This window comes from Paenibacillus sp. FSL R10-2771, from assembly GCF_038000205.1.
Classification (GTDB): domain Bacteria; phylum Bacillota; class Bacilli; order Paenibacillales; family Paenibacillaceae; genus Paenibacillus_AQ; species Paenibacillus_AQ phytohabitans.
Map to the genome: position 1 here is coordinate 2,879,362 of NZ_JBBOBM010000001.1, position 21,287 is coordinate 2,900,648.

General features: G+C 51.0%; 19 protein-coding genes. 13 read left to right on the forward strand and 6 right to left on the reverse strand.

Annotated elements, in window-relative coordinates; genetic code table 11:
* Nucleotides 1–18: 18 nt before the first annotated feature.
* Together NSU14_RS12540 and NSU14_RS12545 are read right to left on the reverse strand one after the other, a co-directional pair.
* Nucleotides 19–372 carry a hypothetical protein gene (locus NSU14_RS12540; protein WP_179093449.1) on the reverse strand — a complete coding sequence of 118 codons (354 nt, stop codon included), beginning with the start codon at nucleotides 370–372 and terminating at the stop codon, nucleotides 19–21.
* Nucleotides 338–2,083: an alpha-glycosidase gene (locus NSU14_RS12545; RefSeq protein WP_076243025.1), complete on the reverse strand. Its 1,746-nt coding sequence runs from the start codon at nucleotides 2,081–2,083 to the stop codon at nucleotides 338–340. The genes NSU14_RS12540 and NSU14_RS12545 overlap by 35 nt, the downstream gene beginning before the upstream one ends.
* 441 nt (nucleotides 2,084–2,524) lie before the next feature.
* Here NSU14_RS12545 and NSU14_RS12550 point away from each other — a divergent pair, with 441 nt between their 5' ends.
* From NSU14_RS12550 to NSU14_RS12565, 4 genes are all read left to right on the forward strand, one after another.
* Complete coding sequence (locus NSU14_RS12550) at nucleotides 2,525–3,340, forward strand: transporter substrate-binding domain-containing protein (protein WP_042137806.1); 816 nt, start codon at nucleotides 2,525–2,527, stop codon at nucleotides 3,338–3,340.
* Nucleotides 3,341–3,478: 138 nt separating this feature from the next.
* Nucleotides 3,479–4,138 (forward strand): amino acid ABC transporter permease, encoded by a 660-nt coding sequence (locus NSU14_RS12555; protein WP_042137804.1) that lies wholly within the window; start codon nucleotides 3,479–3,481, stop codon nucleotides 4,136–4,138.
* Complete coding sequence (locus NSU14_RS12560; protein WP_039299084.1) at nucleotides 4,125–4,847, forward strand: amino acid ABC transporter ATP-binding protein; 723 nt, start codon at nucleotides 4,125–4,127, stop codon at nucleotides 4,845–4,847. The genes NSU14_RS12555 and NSU14_RS12560 overlap by 14 nt, the downstream gene beginning before the upstream one ends.
* Nucleotides 4,848–4,975: 128 nt before the next feature.
* A complete protein-coding gene (locus NSU14_RS12565) occupies nucleotides 4,976–6,502 on the forward strand; it encodes a Ppx/GppA phosphatase family protein (RefSeq protein WP_042137803.1) in 1,527 nt (508 codons plus the stop codon).
* On the opposite strand, the gene ppk1 is transcribed toward NSU14_RS12565, so the two are convergent.
* Nucleotides 6,450–8,570, reverse strand: coding sequence for a polyphosphate kinase 1 (ppk1, locus tag NSU14_RS12570; protein ID WP_042137801.1), 2,121 nt, complete (start codon nucleotides 8,568–8,570; stop codon nucleotides 6,450–6,452). The genes NSU14_RS12565 and ppk1 overlap by 53 nt on opposite strands.
* Before the next feature lie 392 nt (nucleotides 8,571–8,962).
* Between ppk1 and NSU14_RS12575 the strand changes: the two genes are divergently transcribed.
* Complete coding sequence (locus tag NSU14_RS12575) at nucleotides 8,963–9,640, forward strand: 3D domain-containing protein (RefSeq protein WP_039299072.1); 678 nt, start codon at nucleotides 8,963–8,965, stop codon at nucleotides 9,638–9,640.
* Between the two features lie 158 nt (nucleotides 9,641–9,798).
* Here NSU14_RS12575 and NSU14_RS12580 read toward each other — a convergent pair whose 3' ends face one another.
* Nucleotides 9,799–10,659, reverse strand: a complete 861-nt coding sequence (locus NSU14_RS12580) for a polysaccharide deacetylase family protein (RefSeq protein WP_340945096.1) — start codon at nucleotides 10,657–10,659, stop codon at nucleotides 9,799–9,801.
* Nucleotides 10,660–10,852: 193 nt separating this feature from the next.
* On the opposite strand from NSU14_RS12580, the gene NSU14_RS12585 reads away from it, so the two are divergent.
* The 8 genes from NSU14_RS12585 (at nucleotide 10,853) to NSU14_RS12620 (ending at nucleotide 17,507) form a co-directional block, all read left to right on the forward strand.
* Nucleotides 10,853–11,893 carry an NADH:flavin oxidoreductase/NADH oxidase gene (locus NSU14_RS12585; protein ID WP_042137799.1) on the forward strand — a complete coding sequence of 347 codons (1,041 nt, stop codon included), beginning with the start codon at nucleotides 10,853–10,855 and terminating at the stop codon, nucleotides 11,891–11,893.
* A gap of 86 nt (nucleotides 11,894–11,979) precedes the next feature.
* Nucleotides 11,980–12,684 (forward strand): dihydroorotate dehydrogenase electron transfer subunit, encoded by a 705-nt coding sequence (locus tag NSU14_RS12590; RefSeq protein WP_076243028.1) that lies wholly within the window; start codon nucleotides 11,980–11,982, stop codon nucleotides 12,682–12,684.
* Entirely contained in the window at nucleotides 12,677–13,609 is a 933-nt protein-coding gene (locus NSU14_RS12595; RefSeq protein ID WP_042137792.1) for a dihydroorotate dehydrogenase, read from the forward strand. The genes NSU14_RS12590 and NSU14_RS12595 overlap by 8 nt, the downstream gene beginning before the upstream one ends.
* A gap of 97 nt (nucleotides 13,610–13,706) precedes the next feature.
* Complete coding sequence (gene lpdD, locus NSU14_RS12600; protein WP_042137791.1) at nucleotides 13,707–14,045, forward strand: prenylated flavin chaperone LpdD; 339 nt, start codon at nucleotides 13,707–13,709, stop codon at nucleotides 14,043–14,045.
* A gap of 80 nt (nucleotides 14,046–14,125) precedes the next feature.
* Nucleotides 14,126–14,794, forward strand: a complete 669-nt coding sequence (locus tag NSU14_RS12605; protein ID WP_039299055.1) for a PspA/IM30 family protein — start codon at nucleotides 14,126–14,128, stop codon at nucleotides 14,792–14,794.
* Nucleotides 14,795–14,920: 126 nt separating this feature from the next.
* Nucleotides 14,921–15,331: a DUF350 domain-containing protein gene (locus tag NSU14_RS12610; RefSeq protein ID WP_042137790.1), complete on the forward strand. Its 411-nt coding sequence runs from the start codon at nucleotides 14,921–14,923 to the stop codon at nucleotides 15,329–15,331.
* 166 nt (nucleotides 15,332–15,497) lie between these two features.
* Complete coding sequence (locus NSU14_RS12615; RefSeq protein WP_039299317.1) at nucleotides 15,498–16,004, forward strand: DUF4178 domain-containing protein; 507 nt, start codon at nucleotides 15,498–15,500, stop codon at nucleotides 16,002–16,004.
* 210 nt (nucleotides 16,005–16,214) lie between these two features.
* A complete protein-coding gene (locus tag NSU14_RS12620) occupies nucleotides 16,215–17,507 on the forward strand; it encodes a molybdopterin molybdotransferase MoeA (protein ID WP_340945104.1) in 1,293 nt (430 codons plus the stop codon).
* 1,332 nt (nucleotides 17,508–18,839) lie between these two features.
* On the opposite strand, the gene NSU14_RS12625 is transcribed toward NSU14_RS12620, so the two are convergent.
* Both NSU14_RS12625 and xerS read right to left on the reverse strand, forming a co-directional pair.
* Nucleotides 18,840–19,718, reverse strand: a complete 879-nt coding sequence (locus NSU14_RS12625) for a pentapeptide repeat-containing protein (protein ID WP_445670017.1) — start codon at nucleotides 19,716–19,718, stop codon at nucleotides 18,840–18,842.
* 60 nt (nucleotides 19,719–19,778) lie between these two features.
* Complete coding sequence (gene xerS / locus NSU14_RS12630; protein ID WP_340948932.1) at nucleotides 19,779–20,873, reverse strand: tyrosine recombinase XerS; 1,095 nt, start codon at nucleotides 20,871–20,873, stop codon at nucleotides 19,779–19,781.
* Between the last annotated feature and the right edge of the window lie 414 nt (nucleotides 20,874–21,287).

The window sequence follows — 21,287 nt, forward strand, 5'->3', positions numbered from 1 at the left end:
GATGGGAGGAATGCCTTTTTAAATTATGTATAGGGATAATACTGACTCATACTCACATTTGAAGTACCATTCAGCAGCAGTCATGCTGCCTTGATGAATAAATTGTTTTATCGTCCAGACCAGAACTGTACCTCTTGTATTCCAGTCGTCAAACCATTTTGTTATTGTGGCTAATCCGTGATATTCAGGTCCGTAACATTCTGTATAGGTGAGGTTTGGGTCGAAGATTTGCCTTGAGATTCTCCATCTATCCGAATTAAAAAAAGGTGATGTTCCAAGCAGCCATTTCTCAGCTTCTGGGACACCACCCATATTCGTTTGACATATATCTGTTACCTTAACGTAGATTCCGGTACAATATCCTATATCCATACGGATCAAGCGCAACATTCATCATCCCGTTCTCCGGCAATACAGCTTCTCCCGTCAGCGCATCCTGCCAGTCATCGGTCTCCATCGGGTGGCTGAGCGTACGGGGTTGCGGCGAATTGTTCATCCAGACGGTGAAATGAATCCGCTCATCTGCACGCTCATAGACGATGCACGGGTCATTCTCACAGGCCTGGAGAATCCGGAAGCGGCCTTCCCGGAGCGCCTTATGTTCCTTGCGCAGTGCGATCATCATCCGGTAGAAGTCATACAGCTCACGGTCCTGCTTCGTTTCATCCCACTCCATACATTTGCGGCAGTCCGGATCTTCCCCCCCGGTCAGGCCGATTTCGTCCCCGTAATAGATACAGGGAGTGCCCATGAACGTAAACAGGAAGACGACGGTCAGCTTCAGTTTGCGCTTATCTTCCCCCAGGACGGTGAGCAGGCGGGGGGTGTCATGGCTGCCGAGCAGATTGAAGACAACCTCGTTCGTCTGCTGCGGATAACGCATGAGCAGGCCGCCGATCCGGTGGCCGAAGGTGATGCCGTCCATCCCGCCGTTGAAGAATTCCAGCACCGCCCCCGAGAAGGGGTAGTTCATTACCGAATCAAACTGGTCACCGAGCAGCCAGGTTAAGGAATCACTCCATACCTCGCCGACGATATAGGCATCCGGGTTTGCGGCTTTGACCACTTTGCGGAAATCACGCCAGAAGTGATGATCGACCTCATTGGCCACATCCAGCCGCCAGCCGTCTACACGGATCTCCTTGATCCAATACTCCGCAACCTCCAGCAGGTAGGACTTCACTTCATGATTGGCGGTGTTGAACTTCGGCATATTGCCATAGAAGCCGAACGTATCGTACGTGGGAATACCGTCAACAATCTCAGCCGGAAAAGAATTCATATGGAACCAGTCGCGGTAGACGGAGAATTCGCCTTTTTCCAGAACATCCTGAAATGGCGGAAATTTGTCACTGCAGTGGTTGAACACGGCGTCCAGCATGACACGGATGCCACGTTTGTGGCATTCTTCTACGACCTTCTTCAGCAGCTCATTATCGCCGAAATGCGGGTCGACTTTTTTATAATCCACGATGTCGTATTTATGGTTGGAAGGGGAGACGAACAGCGGCGTGAAGTAGACGGCATTAATACCAAGCTCCTGCAGATCATCCAGATGATCCAGCACACCTTGAAGGTCACCGCCAAAGAAATTATCGAGCTTCGGTTTGCTGCCCCAGGGTTCAGTGCCTTCCGGATCATTCAAAGGATTGCCGTTCGCGAACCGCTCGGTCATGATCTGATAAAACACAGCATCCTTCGCCCAGGTGGGTACTTTGAATAAGTCAATCCCGTGTATATAAGGAAACTCATAAAAGTGGTTGGGCGGCTGCGGACATTCGGTCCGGATGCCGTTGTCGAGCAGATACACTGTCTCCGAACCCTTGCTGACGCGAAAAGTATAGCTGAGGCGCTTGTATTTGGGACGGACAGCCGCTTCCCAGTAGTCGAATTTATCGTCTGAGGCAGCTTTTTCCATTATGATGTCGTAAGAGGTATGCTGCCAATCGTACTTGTCGCCAGTAAGCGCAACTACGTAGTCCACATCATCACGTTTGGTACGCACCCGCAGATGTATGGTTGTGGCATCGTAGGCATAAGCCCATTTATCGCGGGGAACATGGTACATCGCTTCCAGCAGCATGACTTCACCTCCTAAAAGTTTTGTGAGCCTATTCACCTTGAGATTACATCGCACAAAACTCGCTTCGAAAGCATACGCCTAAGTTTTGTGAGCCTATTCACCTTGAGATTTCATCGCACTGCAACAAACCAGCTTCGAAGACATACACTTAATGTGTGTCTGCCTATTCACCTTATCCGTTAAATAACGCCTGCGGCGGCATCTGAACCAGCCCGGTTATTCCGGCGGCAAATGGAGATAGTAAATAGTATATACCTCTTTTCATAGGATGTGCAAAATGGGGGAATAGCAGACCCGGCCAACAGCCTGCAATTTATTCATGAATTTAACAGGCTTTGTCACAAATTTGTCTTTGCATATTCATGCGGAGTGATTTATAATAAATCGGTCAATGGGACTACTTAGAGAAATGAACATAAAGAGAATAGGGGAGACAGACAAATGAACAAATGGGGTAAACTTTCATTGGGACTGCTGCTGGCAGCTGGACTACTGGCCGGATGCGGCTCTAATAACAACGAGAATAATACCGCAGCAAGCGGAAATGCCAACACCGGGGCTGCCGCCAAGAAGCTGATTATGGGCACAAGTGCAGACTTTCCTCCGTATGAATTCCACAAGGTGGTTGACGGCCAGGATACGATTGTTGGCTTCGATATCGAGATCGCGAAGGAGATTGCTGCTGATTTGGGCAGAGAGCTTGAGATTAAGGATCTGCCGTTTGATTCGCTGCTGAATGAATTGTCGAGCGGCAGAATCGATATGGTAATCTCCGGGTTAAGTCCGACACCGGAACGTGCTGAAGCTGTGGGCTTGTCCGATATATACTACAAAGCCGAACAGGCTGTCGTTGTACGTGAATCGGATAAGGACAAATATGCAACAATGGACTCGCTGAAGGGTGCCAAGCTGGGCATTCAGACCGGTTCGATCCAGGAAGATATTGCCAAAGATATTGAAGGCGCACAGCTGACATCCCTCAGTAAAATTTCTGAAATCGTCCTGCAGCTGCAATCAAACCGCGTAGACGCTTCAATTATGGAAGGACCTGTTGCCAAGTCCTTTGTGAAGAACGTTAAGGGACTGGTAATTACCGATGCCAAACCTGAAGTGGAAGATGACGGCTATGTAATCGGGGTGAAGAAGGGTAACACAGAGTTGCTGGACCAAGTGAATAAGACATTGACCCGCCTGAACTCGGAAGGCAAGATTGATGAGTATGTAGCGGCAGCAAGCGAGCTTGCTGAGAGCAAATAGAACGCGAACCCGTTACACGGTTTGCCCTGATGAATTAAGTACAACCCGCAGCCAGCTGCGGGACAATGCTCTACTTTGCAGAAAATGGCGGTGATCCGCTGTTTTCTATTTTTTTGAAGACAGGAGGGTTTGAGGGCAATGAATATATTTGATATGGCTTATGAGTACCGCAATTTTTTCTTATCCGGCCTAAAGTACACACTGCTGCTCGCGGTGCTGGGCGTATTCTTCGGCTTCATACTGGGGATTTTGGTTTCGCTGCTGCGGATGTCCAAATGGAGAATTCTGCGTTTTATTGCCACCACCTGGGTGGAGTTTCTGCGCGGGACGCCGATGCTGGTGCAGCTGTTTCTGATTCACTATGGTTTGACAGAGCTGGGACTGGAATTCACGCCGATCCAGTCGGGTGCGATTACATTAACCATCAACAGCTCTGCTTATCTGGCTGAGATTTTCCGTGCCGGAATTCAAGGCGTTGATCGCGGTCAGGTAGAGGCGGCACGTTCGCTCGGGATGAAACAGGGGATGACGATGCGTTACATCGTGCTTCCGCAGGCGATTAAGAACGTGCTGCCTGCCATCGGGAACGAATTTATTACAATCATTAAGGAATCTTCCATCGTATCCATGATTGGGGTTGCAGATTTGTTCTTTCAGGCCAAGACCATTACAACGATAACGTATGAGGGGCTAACTCCGTATGTCGTCATTGCACTGATGTATTTTGTGCTGACCTTCACGTTATCCAAGCTGCTGGGTATATTGGAAAGGAGGCTGAATACGGATGATCGAGGTTAAGAACCTGCAGAAGAGCTTTGGCAAGCTGGAGATCCTCAAGGGGATTGATCTGAATATTCACAAGGGTGAGGTTGTTGTAGTGATCGGTCCCAGCGGCTCGGGCAAAAGCACCTTCCTGCGTTGTCTGAACCTGCTGGAGCAGCCTACCGGCGGTGAGATTTCGTTTGAAGGACAATCGATTACAGCCAAAAAGCATGATATCAACGTGACCCGCGAGAAAATGGGGATGGTGTTCCAGCAGTTCAATCTGTTCCCGCATAAGTCTGTGCTGCAGAACATTATGCTCGCGCCATTGAAGGTGCGGAAACAGCAAGCTTCCGAAGCGGAAAAAATCGCCACGGAGCTGCTCCGCACCGTCGGCCTTGAGGACAAGCGGGATGCGTATCCGGCCCAGCTCTCCGGCGGACAGAAGCAGCGGATCGCGATTGCCCGGGCGCTGGCGATGCAGCCGCATGTGATGCTGTTCGATGAGCCTACCTCGGCGCTTGACCCGGAGATGGTCGGTGAGGTGCTGGAGGTTATGAAACAGCTGGCAGTAGACGGTATGACGATGGTCATTGTGACGCATGAAATGGGCTTTGCCCGTGAAGTCGGCGACCGGATCCTGTTCATGGATGGCGGGGTTATCGTAGAACAGGGGACCCCGGCAGAAGTGTTCGGCAATCCCAAACACGCCCGTACCCGTGATTTCTTGAGCAAAGTTTTATAAAATTACTGGAACGGCCGCTGAAAATTCCTTCAGCGGCCGTTTTTGTGAGGGAATTAAATTTTGGCGGAGCGTGAAATGGGTGATATAGTATACAAATGATCAATCTACTTGAAAGGGAGTACATACAGATGAGAGATGATCTTTGCCGGATAGGCATTATTGATATTGGTTCCAACTCCATACGGCTTGTAATTTATGATACGACGCAGGCAGGCGGCTACAAAATTATTAAGGAATGCAAGTACTCTGCCCGTCTGAGTGAGAAAATTACCAAGGAAGGCAGACTGGAGAAGAAGGATATGGATACGATTATTCCTGTCCTCCACCAGTTCAAAGAGATTTGTGATGATTTCGAAGTGGACAACATCCGCGCAGGAGCTACCGCCGCAATCCGCAACGCAGCCAACTCCGCCGAGATTATAAGCTATCTGTCTGAAGCGTCATCCATCCGGATTGAAGTAATCAGCGGGCATCAGGAGGCTTATTTCGGATTTCTCGGGGTCATCAATGCCTTTGATATTCAGGACGGGTTCGTGATTGACATCGGAGGCGGAAGCACGGAGGTCACCTTGTTCCGCGGACGGCGTTATCAGCACAGCATCTCTTTCCCGTTCGGTGCGGTCAATACGAATCTGATGTTCAGCCAGGGCGGCAACTGGAACGCTGATCAGGTCCGTAAGCTGCAGCTATACGTTACCGGCAGGCTGGTAGAGCATGATTGGCTCACTACGGGCAACGGGCTTCCGTTATATGGACTCGGCGGAACGCTGCGTTCACTCGGCAAGCTGGACCAGAAGAACCGGGAATATTCGCTGCCGAACTCCCATGGCTACGTGCTGGAAGGGGAGACCATAGAGAAGTTCATGGAGACATTGCCAGCGACTCCATATGAGAAGCGCAAGGATCTGGATGGTTTGTCGAAAAGCCGGGGAGACATCATCGTGTCCGGTCTGGTTATTTTCCATACGGTGTACCATTATATCGGGGCCAGCCGTGCTGTAATTAGCGGGGAAGGCTTGCGTGAGGGCATGCTGCATGATCTGCTGAAGCCGGAGCAGCCGGTCCGTGACAGCGCGCTGGAGTACAGCCTGGATACCATTATCCGCTTTGATATCCGTACCTCCAAGCGGCATCTGGATCATATCTATAAGCTGGCACTCGGCCTGCTGGGGGCTTTTGAGAGGGAAGGTGACCGGGAGGAGCATGAGATGCTGATCTACGTGGCGATTATGCTGCACCGTACCGGCTCCAACATTAATTATTATCAGTCCAAGCGGCATACCCGCTACTGGCTGATGAATTCCCCGATCCGCGGCCTGACCCACCGGCAGCTGATTCTAAGTGCGTACATTGCTTCCTACAGCACCAAAAGCCGGAAGCAGAAATTGTCCCAGATGCATAAGGACATTTTGCTTGCTTCCGACGAAGAGTGGATTCATAAGCTGGGTACGCTGGTGCAGTTAAGCATTGCCCTGGACAGCACCGAGATCGGCATTGTCAGCGGGGTCAACGCCCGGCTGCATAACAATACGCTGGATCTGGAGCTGCAGGGCGGACAAGTTCTTATCGGGCTGGAGGACATTGAGAATGCGCTCAAAGCCTTCAGGAATGCTTGGTCGGTGAAGGTAAAGCTCGGCTTCCCTTCCAGCGGGTAACATTCATAGCAGCGAACTGGCTCCGGAACGGGGCCTTTTTGTCGTCCGCCCGTTCGTAATAACCGTTAGGCTGCAGGAAGCTGGATTTCACATTATCCATCAGCGACAGGTCCAGTATTTTGACGATCTGCTTGCGGATGCTGCTGTCCTTCACCGGACACATCAGTTCAATCCGCCGCGTCAGGTTCCGGGTCATCCAGTCCGCACTGGACAGATAGACCTCCGGTTTACCGCCGTTCTCGAAATAATAGATGCGTGAATGCTCCAGGAAACGGTCGACAATGCTGCGGACTGTAATCCGTTCGCTTAATCCTTCAATGCCCGGACGCAGACAGCAGACACCGCGTACAATCAAATCAATCGATACACCGGCCTGTGCTGCGCTGTACAGGTTGTCGATGACCTCCTGATTGGACAGGGAGTTCATCTTGGCGATGATCCGTGCAGGTCTGCCGGCGGCAGCATGCTCTGCTTCGCGCAGGATCAGCTTCTGGAGCGACAGGCTCATATTGGTCGGTGCCACAATGAAGGAGTTCCAGTTATAGTTGGCAGAATAACCGGTCATCTGGTTGAACAGCTCCGAGGCATCCAGGCCGATCTCATGATTGGCGGTGAACAGGCTAAGGTCTGTATACGCCTTGGCCGTGCTGTCATTATAGTTACCTGTCCCTACATGCACATAACGGCGCAGCTCAGGGCCTTCCTGGCGTACAATCAGCGTGACCTTGGCATGGGTTTTGAGACCTACAAGGCCATAGACTACGTGGCAGCCCGACTGCTCCAGCTTACGTGCCCAGGCAATGTTACGTTCCTCGTCAAATCGGGCTTTCAGCTCCACAACTACCGTAACCTGCTTACCTGATTCGGCGGCATTGGCCAGGGCGGTGATCAGCGGGGAGTTCCCGCTGACCCGGTACAGGGTCATTTTGATCGCCATAACCTGCTCATCTTCGGAAGCCTGAATGATGAAGTCCGTCATGGCATCGAAGGATTCATACGGATGATAGACCAGCACATCACGTTCGCCAAGCACCTCGAAGAAGTCCTCATTCTCCTCGAATTCCGCCGGATAGAGCGGCTCGATCGGTGCATGATGCAGGTAGCTGAAGCCCTTGACGCTGCCGGCGAACCCCCGCAGGAAACTGAGATCCAGCGGCCCCTCAATTTCAAACACGAAATCCTCAAGCTCGAATTCGGCCTGCAGCTGCTCCAGGGCATAAGGGTGAATCCCCTTTTGTACTTCAAGACGGGCAGGGACGCCGCGGCGGCGTTTGCGCAGCTCCTTCTCAATCTCCTCCAGCAGATCCTCTGCACCTTCCTCATCAATGGTCAGATCGGAATTGCGGGTCAGGCGGAATTCACTGACAGCCACAGGATCATACCCGCTGAACAAGGTCTGGATATGCTGGCGGATCACATCTTCAATGAAGACAAACTGCCGTTTCTTACTGTTGGAGCGGTGGGGCAGCGGGATACAGCGCGGCAGATTCGACGGAATCTGCAGGATTGCGAAATAAGGTTCTTCTTCCTGGCTGTTCTTGCGTGTCAGCACTACTGCCAGATAGATGAACTGGCTGTGCACAAGCGGAAATGGACGGCTCTGATCCACGGCCATCGGCGTTAAGACTGGATAGATGATATCACGGTAATATTGCTCAATGGATTGCTCCTGGGCATGCGTGAGGTCCTTGTAATCGACGAACACGATCCCTTCCTTGTGCAGACTCCGGGAAATGTCCTTGAAGGTACGGTATTGGTCGGCGATGATTTTGGTGACCCGCTTGATCAGACGCTTGTACAGGCCGGAGGGGGTGTAGCCGGTGAAATCCTTTTTGGTATAACCCGCCCGGATCTGATCCTGAATGCCCGCTACCCGGACACTGATGAATTCATCCAGATTGCTGGACACAATCGCCAGAAATTTGGCCCGCTCCATAAGCGGGTTCTCCGGATCCTGTGCTTCGGCAAGGACACGGCGGTTGAATTCAATCCAGCTCAAATCGCGGTTCAGATAGGCTGTTGCGGGACTGGTGTGGTTGTTTTTTTTCTCTTCTGCATTCACGTTCATTGACCCTCCAAGTTATGCTTCAGTCTCTACATTATCTATCGTATTCTATCATTCTACTATTTGCCAAAGGGAGAAATGTTAAAACTGTGTAAAATTTTCGCGAAAACTTAAAAAAGATTGCCGAAGCCACGATAATTCCAACGCGAAATATTAAGAATATGTAATAATTAACCCGATGAAAACGCTGTATATAGGCAAAATATTTCCAAACGTAACAAAAACATAGCCACTGGTTACAAAGTTGTGATATATTCATAACTGTTAGTTTACAAAGCGCCGCAATTCCAGAGACCTGGCAACAAAAAAGTACATAGGTCCAGCGTTATCTTGGCGTCACTGGCGGAGCCGTATCCGTTATATCCTGGACGCCCACTAATGAAGGAGGCTATTTAATGAAAATCAAGTTCGGAGCCATCACAGCCCTGGCTGCTGTACTGGGACTCGGCACATTGCTCCAAGCCGCCCCTGTTCAAGCTGACAGCGTACATATCGCTGGAGAAGCAACTACCTTTTATACGCTGTCCAATCATTATGACATCAGCGTAGAAGAGCTCATGAGCGCAAATCCGCAGATCTCTGCAAGCAACATCTACCCGGGTCTTAAGCTTGCCATTCCCGGCACTGTTCAGGCCAAGACGGTAGCAGTCACAGAATCGGCAGCCGCCGCCGTTGTAACTAACGCAGACTTGTCAGCACTGAGTGTGGAGCCTGCATCAAACACCGTTCAAGCCTGGGGCAAAGCTTATACTTATGCCAAATCCATACAGGTAAAGGCTTCGGCTTATTCCTCTGCTGCCAGTGAGAATGGAAAATGGGGCGCGGTTGATTATTTCGGCAATGCGCTTAAGCTGGGAACGATTGCAGTTGATCCTAGTGTCATTCCGCTGGGTACCAAGGTTCTCGTTACCGGATATTCTCATCCGGGTCTCCCGAAGCAGGCATTCCTGGCGACCGCCACTGACATGGGGAGCGCGATTAAGGGCAACCGGATTGACATCTTCATTCCCGGCAGCCAGAGCTTTGTAGCCGATTTCGGCTATCAATATGTACAGTTGTATATTATTCAATAACCCGATAAATGTATAGCTGCACCATTTACTAAAGGAAACAAAACCCGGCCGTTCTCCGGCAGGTTTTGTTTCCTTTTTTTAATATATAAAGGGCTTCAAGCTATATTTTATCCCTCTGCTTCTATTTGATATACTGGCTCTCCGGTGCATCAGCCGGTTCATTTGCTTTTGCTGACTTCGAACATTTGCGGAACAGTCACGAAGCTATACCCGCGTTTGCGCATAATGCTGATGACTTCCGGAAGCGCCTGTATGGTACCCTGCAGATTGCTGCCCCGGCCGCCGCCGCCGTGCTGGAGTATAATTGCGCCTTTTCCGGCCCTGGAGAGGATATTGTTCCGTACCTGGGTCTTGGATAAGCCTCTCCAGTCCAGGGAATCGACGTTCCAGTTCACCAGCTTGTAGCCGTGGGCTCTGGCCCATTTCAGCTGCTGCTCACTGATGTCACCGTACGGGGGACGGATCAGCCGCGGTTTGTAGCCCGCAAGAGCCTGGATGATATTCTCGGTACGGATAATCTGGGTGCGGAATTCATTCATCCCCAGTTTGCCGAATTCGGGATGATTGTAGGAGTGGTTGCCAATCGCATGGCCTTCCCGGATGATCCGCGCAACCAGACCGGGATGTTTCTCGGCACGGCTGCCGACCACGAAAAAGGTGGCCTTGACATTATATTTATGGAGAACATCCAGCAGCTGCGGAGTAAAGCGCGGATCAGGCACATCGTCAAAGGTCAGGGCAATAATCTTGCGCCGCGGCCCCTGGGTCTTGATCGTATCCGGATATTTGCGCAGCAGCTGGCTTAGAGAAAGTCCTTTATTTCTTTTGTGGCGCCGGGCTGAAGACTGGGAGGCGGTGGAGCCGGCCGGAACAGCAGGATCTTCTTCCATAGAGACATTCGGCCGGGCGGAGGTTGGAGCGGATGCAGAAGCAGACACAGCAATCGGGAAGATGCTGGGCAGGATCACTATTATTATGAAAATAAGGAGCAAAATGCGGCGGATTCTTGCCAACTTCATGGGTTACGCCTCCTCTGATCACACAGCTGGATATTTTGAAATACAAGGGTTGTTATTCCCAGCCTTTGCGAATTTATGCTGTCAGCATGTGAATCACCTAAAGATTTAACCTGTCCGTAAATACGTGTATACTTAATGAATACGGGGGTAAGCCCGCCAAATGATGAGAGATACGGGAAGGATGGAGACAAGAATGACAGATTTGTTTGCACCTTATGAACTGAAGGCCCTCACTTTGAAGAACCGCGTGGTTATGCCGCCGATGTGCCAATATGCAGTTGAGAAGCAGGACGGGATTCCTACGGACTGGCACTTTGTGCATTATGTCAGCCGCGCTGTCGGCGGTACCGGATTTATCATTGTAGAGATGAGCGGGATTCATCCGGACGGGCGGATTACCAATCAGGATACGGGGATCTGGGAGGACGGGCAGATTGCGGCGTTTAAGCGGATAACAGAGGCTGTTCATGCCCAGGGTGCCAAAATCGCCATCCAGCTCGGACACGCCGGCCGTAAGGCGGTGGATGCCAATCCCCCGGTTGCGCCTTCGGCGATCCCGTTTGATGCACATTCCCAAACGCCCCGTGCGCTGACCCGGGACGGGATTGCAGAGATGATCGGGGCATACAGGGATGCTGCCCGCCGGGCGGTCGAGGCCGGATTTGATACCGTTGAGCTGCATGGTGCTCACGGGTACCTGATCCACCAGTTCCATTCCCCGCTGTCCAATGTCAGGGATGATGAGTACGGCAGCGATCCCGCGCTGTTCGGTGAGCAGGTAGTGGAGGCGGTGCGTGAAGTGCTGCCGGCGGAGATGCCGCTTCTAATGAGAGTTTCCGCTAAGGAATATGTAGAAGGCGGATATAATGAAGCTTACGCGCTGGAATTCTGCCGCCGCTACAAAGCTGCAGGAGTAGACATGTTCCATGTATCATCCGGCGGGGAAGGCCCGATCGGCTCTAATGGAGGTCCTAATGCAGGACCGGCTTATCAGGTGGAGCTTGCTGAGTACATACGCAGCGGACTGCAGGTACCGGTAATAGCTGTAGGCCGTCTGGAATCCTACGGGGAAGCCCAGGCGGTAATTACCGAAGCGAGGGCCGAACTTGTGGCTGTCGGCCGGGGGATGCTTAGTGATCCGTACTGGACTTTGCATGCGGAAGAAGCGCTCGGAGGGGTACATCAGGCCAATTTGCCTAAACCTTATCTGCGCGGGATTTGGAACAAGAAATAGAAGGCTGTGATTGTGAAGTATGTCACAGATTTTAAGCTCCTTCTAAGGCATGGTTAATAAGATTAAATTTGAAGGAGCTTGATAACGTGGCGACGGTGATAAGTAACGAGCGGCTTGGAGACGGAGTATACCACCTGGTGGTTGAAGGAGGTAACGGCGGTGCGATGGGTCAATTCTACATGCTGCGGGCATGGGGAGCCTATCCGCTGCTGTCCAGACCGCTTAGCATACATCAGGTGAATGACAGCGGTGTTGATTTTTTGTATCACGTAGTAGGGGAAGGCACGGAGATTCTTGCCGGACTGAAGCCGGGAGACAAGCTTGAACTCGAAGGGCCATTCGGCACCGGCTTCCCGCATGTGGAAGGTAAGGTTGCGTTAGTAGGCGGGGGCATCGGAATTGCTCCGCTCTATTACTGCGCCCAGGAGCTTCCTGAGAGTGACATCTACCTCGGCTTCAGCAGGGAACCTTTCCGTACCGAAGCCTTCCGTCCGCTTGCTGCCGAGCTAACCGTCGATGTGGGCGGCCACATTCTAGACAGCGTGGATTTCACAGCCTATGATCATATATTTGTCTGCGGTCCCCATCCCATGCTGAAGGCGGCACAGCTCAAGGGCATAGCAGCGGAAACAGCCGGCAAGCGTCCTGACGTATATCTGTCGCTGGAGAACCGCATGGCCTGCGGCATCGGTGCCTGTCTCGTCTGCAGTGTATCCTGCAAGGATGGACAACGGAAGGCCTGCGCAGACGGCCCTGTCTTCCTGGCTGAGGAGGTGCTGTTCCATGATTAATACAACTGCTACTATTGCCGGTGTTCATTTCAAGAACCCGATTGTTATGGCTTCGGGCACGTTTGGCTTCGGCCGTGAATACGGCAAGCTCTATGATGTATCCCTGCTTGGCGGCATCTCCGGCAAAGGGCTGACGCTCCATGCCAAAGCGGGAAATCCCGGTGTACGCGTGTATGAGACAGCATCGGGCATGCTGAACAGTGTAGGACTTGAGAATCCGGGAGTGGAAGCCTTCCTGGCCAAGGAGCTCCCATACTGGGAGACGCTGGACACGGCGCGTATCGTGAATCTGGGCGGCAACACACTGGCTGATTACGTGCTCGGCGCCGAGCTGATCCAGCGCGATGCGGATGCCCGCCTGCTTACAGGCAAACCGGCAGTGGATATGATCGAGCTGAATATCTCTTGCCCGAATGTGAAGGAGGGCGGCATCGCCTTCGGCGTGAAGACTCCGGCAGCACTTGAGGTCGTCCGGGCAGTTAGAGCAGCAACCCGTCTTCCGCTGGCCGTGAAGCTGTCGCCGAATGCCGAGGATATAGCAGAGATGGCTGAGATGTGTGAGGCTGAGGGGGCGGATGCCGTCTCGCTGATCAATACGATCTCAGGAATGAAGATTGATGTGCGCCGCCGCCGCAGTGTATTTAATAATCTGTATGCCGGTCTGTCCGGACCTGCCATTAAACCTGTAGCCTTGCGGATGGTGCATCAGGTATCCAAACGTGTATCCATTCCGGTTATCGGGATGGGCGGCATCACCTCAGCTACCGATATTATTGAATTCATTATGGCCGGGGCAGCCGTCATTCAAGTGGGAACGTACAACTTCATGAATTTACGGGCCGGCAGTACGCTTGTCGAAGAACTGCAGCAGTTTATGGCTGAAGAGAATATCAGCTCGCTGGATGAAATCCGCGGTATTGTATAGCTGGAAGGCTGATCCTGCGATTTCGCATAACTTTTTTGCACAGCCTGAGAGATCTTCACTTGCCATGGTTAATATAATGGGTAGGGGGAATTCTGTTATGACATCCGATCAGCCGCATCCTGATGACATTGAGCTGTCTGAAATCACGGTTGGCCGTGACCTGCTGCTGCTGATTACCGGAGGTGTCCGTCATATCGGTGCGGCAAGCACCGCTTATATGGATGGTGACAATGCCAGGGTCATGACTTCAGCGGTCCCGCATCATAAGGAGCATACCATCAGCGAATCGGTTGCACTCCGGGCAGCAGCTGCGCTGAACGTGACAGTCACGGTTGTGATGGGGATTCATTATGACAATCTGACCAAAGAGGGCATTATGGAGGTCGTAAATATTGTGAATACCAAAGTGGACCAATATTTATTGCAGAAGGTTTAACAATTTTTGAAACGATAGTGGCACTCCCTGCGTAAAAGATACCAAATGAGCAACTAACTTTTATTTTGGAGGAATGAACCATGTCTATATTTAAAAGATTGCGTGATCTGACCATGTCCAATGTGAATGCGATTATTGATAAAGCGGAAGACCCGGTCAAAATGACCGACCAATACATTCGTGATATGACCGAGGATCTGGAAGATGCGGAGAAAGCGGTAGCTGCCCAGATTGCTATTGAGAAGAAGTTCAAGCAACTGTACGAAGAGCAGGAAGCACTGGTGAACAAGCGTAACCAGCAGGCACACGCTGCCGCACAAGCCGGTAATGCAGATCTGGCCCGCCGTGCATTGGAAGAGAAGAAATCGGCTGAAGCCAAGCTCGTAGAGTACAAAACCAGCTTCGATCAGAACAAGGCTTCAGCGGACAATCTCCGCGGCAAGCTAGAAGAAATGCGCAAGCAGCTTACACAGATGAAGAACAAACGTGAGACCCTTGTTGCCCGTTACAACGCAGCGAAGGCGCAGACTGAAATCAACAAAGCCATGAGCGGATTCAGCTCCGATTCGGCTTCCGCCGGTCTCAAACGGATGGAAGACAAGATGCTTCAGGCAGAAGCGCAGGCAGAAGCCAGCAACGAGATGAGCTCCGGCAACAAATCGCTGGATGATGAATTCGAGAAGCTGGGTAAAGACCAGGCGGTAGAAGATGAGCTGGCTGCACTGATGAAGCAGTACGACAAACAATAATATATTGGCATAAGCCGGAGTTCAGGCGGTTGTCCACAGGCGAAGGGGAGACAGAACTAGCGGTTTCTCCTTCGCCTTATCTTTGTCTTACCTGGAAGGTAATCTGAACAAGCGGGGGCTAAAGCAATGGATTTCCATACCCTGGTGTCCATGGTAGTGTGGACGGTCAGCGGCGCAGTACTGCTGTGTGTGCTGATGTTCGTGGATTCGCTGTTTACCCGTTATGATGATTTGGAAGAACTCAAAGCAGGCAATATGGCAGTCACTACGCGCTTTGTGCTGAAGCTGGGGGCTCAGGGCTATATTTTATCGTCATCCATTGCTGCGGCTAGCCGGCTGGGGGAAGCGCTTGTTGTCTCTATTGTATCTTTTGTACTGTTGTTTGTTCTGGAAAAATCAGCCGAGCTGCTGCTGGGCAGGGTAGGCAAGCTTGATCTCGATCATGGCACTCAGCTGGGCAAAGTCGGCTACGGTCTGCTTGCAGGCTCTTTGCATGTAATCGGGGCTTTAATTATTGCTGCATTTATTCGTGGATAACATACTTACTCTGACACAACTAAGCAGATGCTTTTGAAGCGAGTTTTGCGGAGGGAAATCGATGTAGTGTATGCTGACACAACTAAGCGGATGCTTTCGAAGCGAGTTTTGCGAAGGAAAATCGACGTAGTGTATGCTGACACAACTTTTAGGAGGATTGATGGCTTTGGGTTTATGGAAAAGGATCGGTAATATGTTCTCGAAGCCGGAGGCGCCCGCTGCGCCCAAAAGCATGCTCGACCTGTCTCCCGGAGATATTTGCGAAGTATCTTTGGTAACTTACGAAGTAACGGGCCGGACGAAGACCAGCGGCCGCAATGCTGCTGTATTGACGCTTCGCGACGGAAGCCAGATTTCCTATCTGTATATTGAAGAACGGGAACAGCTGCAATACAGATTGTATCATCCGATCGACGGGCGTCTGGATAGCCCTTCCGAGGTACCGGCTACATTGGAGCTGGATGATTGTACCTTTTATCTGGAGGAAGAATACGAGGGGTATGCAGCAGTTACAGGTCAGACTCCTTACATGAATGGCGGAGAGCAGCATGTCTGGCAGTACCAGTCGGATGATTCGCGGCTGCTGCGCGTGGAATGGCAGAATGGCCGGTTCATGCTCTATGAAGGTGAAACTGTCATTCCGGCTGATGTCAGAGTGATTCGTGCGTCTTAAGGTTAACATGGAGCAGAAGAGATCAGTCTGCTAACAACTGAAGCGTATTGAGATTAAGGGATGCAACTGCCTGCTACAGGCCGTGTGCGTCCCTTTTTGCGCGCGAGCCAGCCGGAGCTGAATTTCCCTTTGTAGTGCCGCATGTTAAAATGGGCGTAGCTCAGCAGATGCAGGAAACTGCCAACTTAACAAGGAGGATGGACTACTTCCATGGTTAATCCAGAGAACCATAACAAGGAATATACCAATGATAAATTTCAGCGCTCGGCGCTTCAGGTGACAGAGGCTCAGGTCCGGCTGACAGCATATGCAATCCCCCTTTCGGATGAAGAGGTTCCTTTGAATCAAAGCTGCGGGCGCTATCTGGCCCAGTCTGTTCATGCACCGCATCCTTTTCCGGCATTTGACCGCTCAAGTATGGACGGCTATGCAGTTATCGCAGCAGATACAGCATCTGCTGGTGATAACAGCGTGCTGTGGCTTGAGGTGGTAGATGTTATTCCCTGCGGCGTAGTAGCGTCAAGAGAGATTTCGACGGGGACTGCTGCGCGGATCATGACCGGAGCGCAGGTTCCGGATGGAGCGGACACTGTAATTATGTTGGAGGCCACAGAGAGCCGGATGGAAGATGGTGTTACTTATGTGGGCATTCGCAAGCCGCAAGCGGCGGGTCTTCATATTACGCCGTGCGGCCTGGAGCTGGGGACAGGAGAACTGGTGCTGTCTGAGGGGAAAATAATCGGTGCCGGTGATATCGCTGCACTGGCTGCGCTGGGGGTCGCGAATGTTCCCGTGCATCGCAGACCTAAGGTAGCAATCTTCGCCACCGGGACTGAACTGCTTGAGGTGGACGAGCCGCTGGCTCCGGGTAAAATCCGCAACAGCAACTCTCCTATGCTGGAGGCGCTTGTACGGGAAGCAGGCGGCGAGCCTGTAATGCTGGGTGCGATTGTTGATGATCTGGAGCTTGCCCGAAGTAAAGTGCAGATGGCTCTGGAGAGCTATGATCTAGTAATTACTACTGGAGGTGTGTCCGTCGGAGATTATGACATTATGGGTGATCTGATCCGCGAGCAAAGCGGCGAAATGCTGTTTAACAAAGTAACTATGCGACCGGGCAGCGTTACAACTGCAGCAGTACGTGGAGGGACTATTCTGCTGGCCTTATCAGGCAACCCGGGAGCCTGCTTTGTAGGGTTCCAGCTGTTCGCCCGGCCTGTCATCGGGCTGATGCAGGGGGCGGCGCAGCCTTTTTTGCCGGAATGGACTGCTGCGCTAGGCGTGGATTATAAGCGGGAGAACTCCTTCACCCGGTATGTCCGGGCCCGGCTGGAGATCCGGGAGGGTGTTCTCTATGCTTATCCTGCCGGCGTTGACGAATCCTCCGTGACGGTTACGATCAAAGACAGCGATTGCCTCATCGTCATTCCGCCGGATAGCGGTCAGATGAATTCCGGGAATAAGGTAACCGTACTTAAGCTGCCGGGGGAGATCCGGGGGTGAGTAGTGGGGAGACAGGAACCTCAACAGAAGCGCATATCAGCTTTGAAAGGAAAGTCTAAGAAACTGTACTGAAGCAATTAGAGCAAGTAGAGCAAGTAGAGCAAGTAGAGCCCGGGCGCGAACCCCGACTTTAACCCGAACCGGAATTTGGACAAACCCTCATAGATGGGCGCTCACCAGCATGGACAAGCGTATGGCCATGCTGAGTATGTCATTTTGTGAGAAAATGTAAGGGGAATACTGGGGTTGAATAACTTATGAGTGCGGATAAAACGTAGGCGCTTAATGTATTTTAACGTTTGATGACTTATTATCGTTTGATGTTACTATCGCTTGATGTGTTACTATCGCTTGATGTGTTACTATCGCTTGATGTGTTACTATCGCTTGATGTGTTACTATCGCTTGATGTGTTACTATCGTTTGATGTTTGGTTTTATAATTTATTTAATATTTTCACCATATGAAAAATTCATAATAGAAAAGTGACTTACTGGTAGTGCATGAGATGCTGTCGTGGATGGGATGATGCTTAAGTTTGCTTAAGTTTCATATCGTAGCGGCTTAAATGTTGTACGTAATGCAACTCGGACCCCAAAATATCGGGGTGTTCGGACAGATTGTTGTATGAAATACAAGAATTGGTTTGTTCAACGGCTTGGGGGAGAAGAATTGATGCCTTTTGTACAACAATTCTCGATTATAGCCGGAATCATAAGGGAATTGTTGTATTCTGTGCAGGATTTGGCAAAATAATCAGTCTTCCTCACACGTCACGGGTTGAAAACGTAAAATCTTGCCCCAACAGACTAACAGGTCCAATATTTACTGTGATGAAGGCTAAACTTGATGTGAATATTTTCAATTCTGCTATGGGCAGCAACGAGGCTAATTCTAATATTACAACATATGAAAAATTCACAATAGAAAATCAAAAAAGTAGAGCAACCTGCCAGCAGGATCATCCCATCGTGCTCCTATTTTCATAATGCGCATCCCGAAAAACGGGTTACAAGGGAAAGCCCTAAGTTCTCAGAATACTTAATGAAAATCAAAAAGAAACCCGGATCAACTACGATCCGGGTTTCTTGATAATCTAAGCTCAGAAGCAGAAGTATGCTTCAAACTGCTACTTTGTCGCGTAAAGCCCAATTCAGGCCTAAGGATATCATGATCATCCGCATGCGGCTGGAAAAGGGAGAATCAGGTGTACAAACGCGCTTGTATCCGAAGATATGTAACAGGCAGACTGAAAACCTCAATCAACACACAAATACGCCAGTAACTAGTCACCTGTTGCTATATAAAACAGCAGAGCAGCCTAACTTAGTCTCACCCTTTGTCCGCTAACCAGTGCTCAGGATGCGTAAGCGATCCCGGCAGCTTGGTAGCCGAATCTCCCTTAGCGGCTTGCAGCTGCGCTTGGGTAAGGAAGAGGCTATCCCGCAGATCGGCGCCGCTCAGATTCGTGTCGCGGAGGTCAGCGCCGATCAGGTCGGCATGCCGCAGATCCGCACCGCTGAGGTCAGCGGCGATGAGATATGCGCCGCGTAAGCTGACACAGCGGAGATCGGCCATACGCAGCTTGGCGCCGATCAGATCAGCCCAGCGGCCGTAGTTTTTCTGCCGCTTGGGAGCGGGTTCCAGCTGCGCCCGCGCGGCATTACGTGCCAATTCGCTGGCGCGCAGCAGCAGTTCGTTGACTTCAGCGCGCTGAACTGGCACATCTAGCGTCAGGAGTTCTTCTGGGCTGAGTGTAGTCAGGTTCAAGGTTCGTTCAATCATCAGCATAAGAGAATCACGCAGAATATCAGCGCCGGGGAATGCTATCGCCTCCCGCAGATACCATAGCAGCTCATGAAGCTGGCGCATCACCAGGAAGACCTCGAACATCTGCCCGGCGGTTTCAGGGGCCTGCCGCCAGTCACGGCCTCCATAGGTCAGATTGGAGACCTTCTGCCCGGCTCCGAAGCAGTCATACACTGTGCAGCCCCGGAAGCCCTTCTCCCGCAGTTCCGTGTGAATTCCGCAGCGGAAGTCCTCCCGCAGATTGGGGCAGGGCTGTCCGGCATTCTTATCTATTGCGAAGTCGGAGGAAGCGGCAAAAGGAAGCGCCGCGCAGCAGAGGCCAAAGCAGTTCAGGCAGTCAGAATGCAGCTCATGCAGTCCAGTGTCCTGAGTTTCAGTCCAATTTAAATAATTTTCTATCAAAGGAATAATACCTCCACATGAATAATGAGTTTCAGCCCGGAGCTTTTCGCAAATGTTAGACTATTGGGGGGATTCACTCTCCAGACGGCGCTCAATAGCTTCTGACATTGTTTTGTCCGTGAGATGGGCATAGATTTCGGTGGTTTCAGTTGAAGCATGTCCGAGCTGTTCCTTCGTCCTGTAAATATCATTTTGCAGATAATAGTCGGTTGCGAAGGAGTGCCGCAGCTTGTGTACGGTCAGATAAGGTTTGCCAAACCGCTTGGCGTATTTGATAATCATTTCTTGAATCGCCCGCTTGGTCATCCGTTTGCCCTCAGTGCTGCCATTTGGCAGGGTGATGAAGAGCGCTTTTTCCCGTTTCGGAGTCTTGTATCTGGACTGGCGGAGGCTGAGGTACAAGCTGAGATCGTCCTTGGCCTGCTCGCGGAAATAGACCGGGGTCTTGAAGGTTTCGTCATTATGACCCTTGCGGAAGACATAGAGCAGCTTGTTGTTCACATCCAGATCATCCACATTGAGATTGACTACCTCGGATACGCGCAGGCCGGAGTTCAGAATCAGACTGGCAATACAGGCATCCCGCTCACGGTTCAGCTGAAAAGAATAATAAGCCTGCTTGTTGGCTTCTACATCTTTGCCATAACCCTCGTAGATATAGCCTACGAATTCCAGCAGCTCCTCATCCTCCAGAATTTTGCCCTTCAGCTTGGCGGCCGTATCCTTCGGTTTGTGAATCCGTTTGATCTCCACCTTGGCCATAATATTACGCTTAAGCAGCGGATAAAAGTTCTCATCCTCCGCAATCTGGCTTAAGTAGTGGAAAAGGGAGCGAAGCGCGGACAGCTTGCGGGACACGGTAACGCGTGTATTCGCACTCTCAGCCCGGGTTGTCAGATGCAGGCGGTAGCCGACGATGCTGTCCATATGCAGGGTCTCCAGATCGAGCAGCGTAATTTCAGTATTGCTGGCAGCCACGGACAGACCTTCACCGCGCAGCCATCCGAAAAAGGATTCATAGTCACGGATATACTCCAGCAGCGTGGAGGGGGACAGATCCGGACGTTTATAATCAATGAACTGCTGGACGAACCAGGGCATCTGCGGCAGACGCTGGTCGAGGTTTTTCCGGTCGGTGGTTTTTTGAATACTGATAGGAATCACCTTCTTTATAGTTTGCCGGAAGCCCGATAGGGCTGTCATTCTATCTTAACATGTTTTAGCATTTTATGGCTTGAATCTGCTTCCGGGAAAGGCAGTGCCCTTGCTCCTGATGTGACAAAGTTATATGATGTGAAGTAAAAATCATATAGGCTAATTTTCGCCTCTTGAAAGCACCTTGAAAACACTGAGAAAGCTTACTGTTAAAGGGTTTGTGATGAAATCCTATTTACTGATTTTTACTGATTAATGACTGAAAATACACCGTTTTGACTGCTTTTTGTGACCTATTTGTGATTTGTAAACCGAGTCAAAGCATGTGACTATGCTGGGTTTATTGCTTGTTTTATCAGTTTTCTAATTTGTTTTTTGTGACTTTTCAAATTTAAAAATGCATCAGAAAGATGA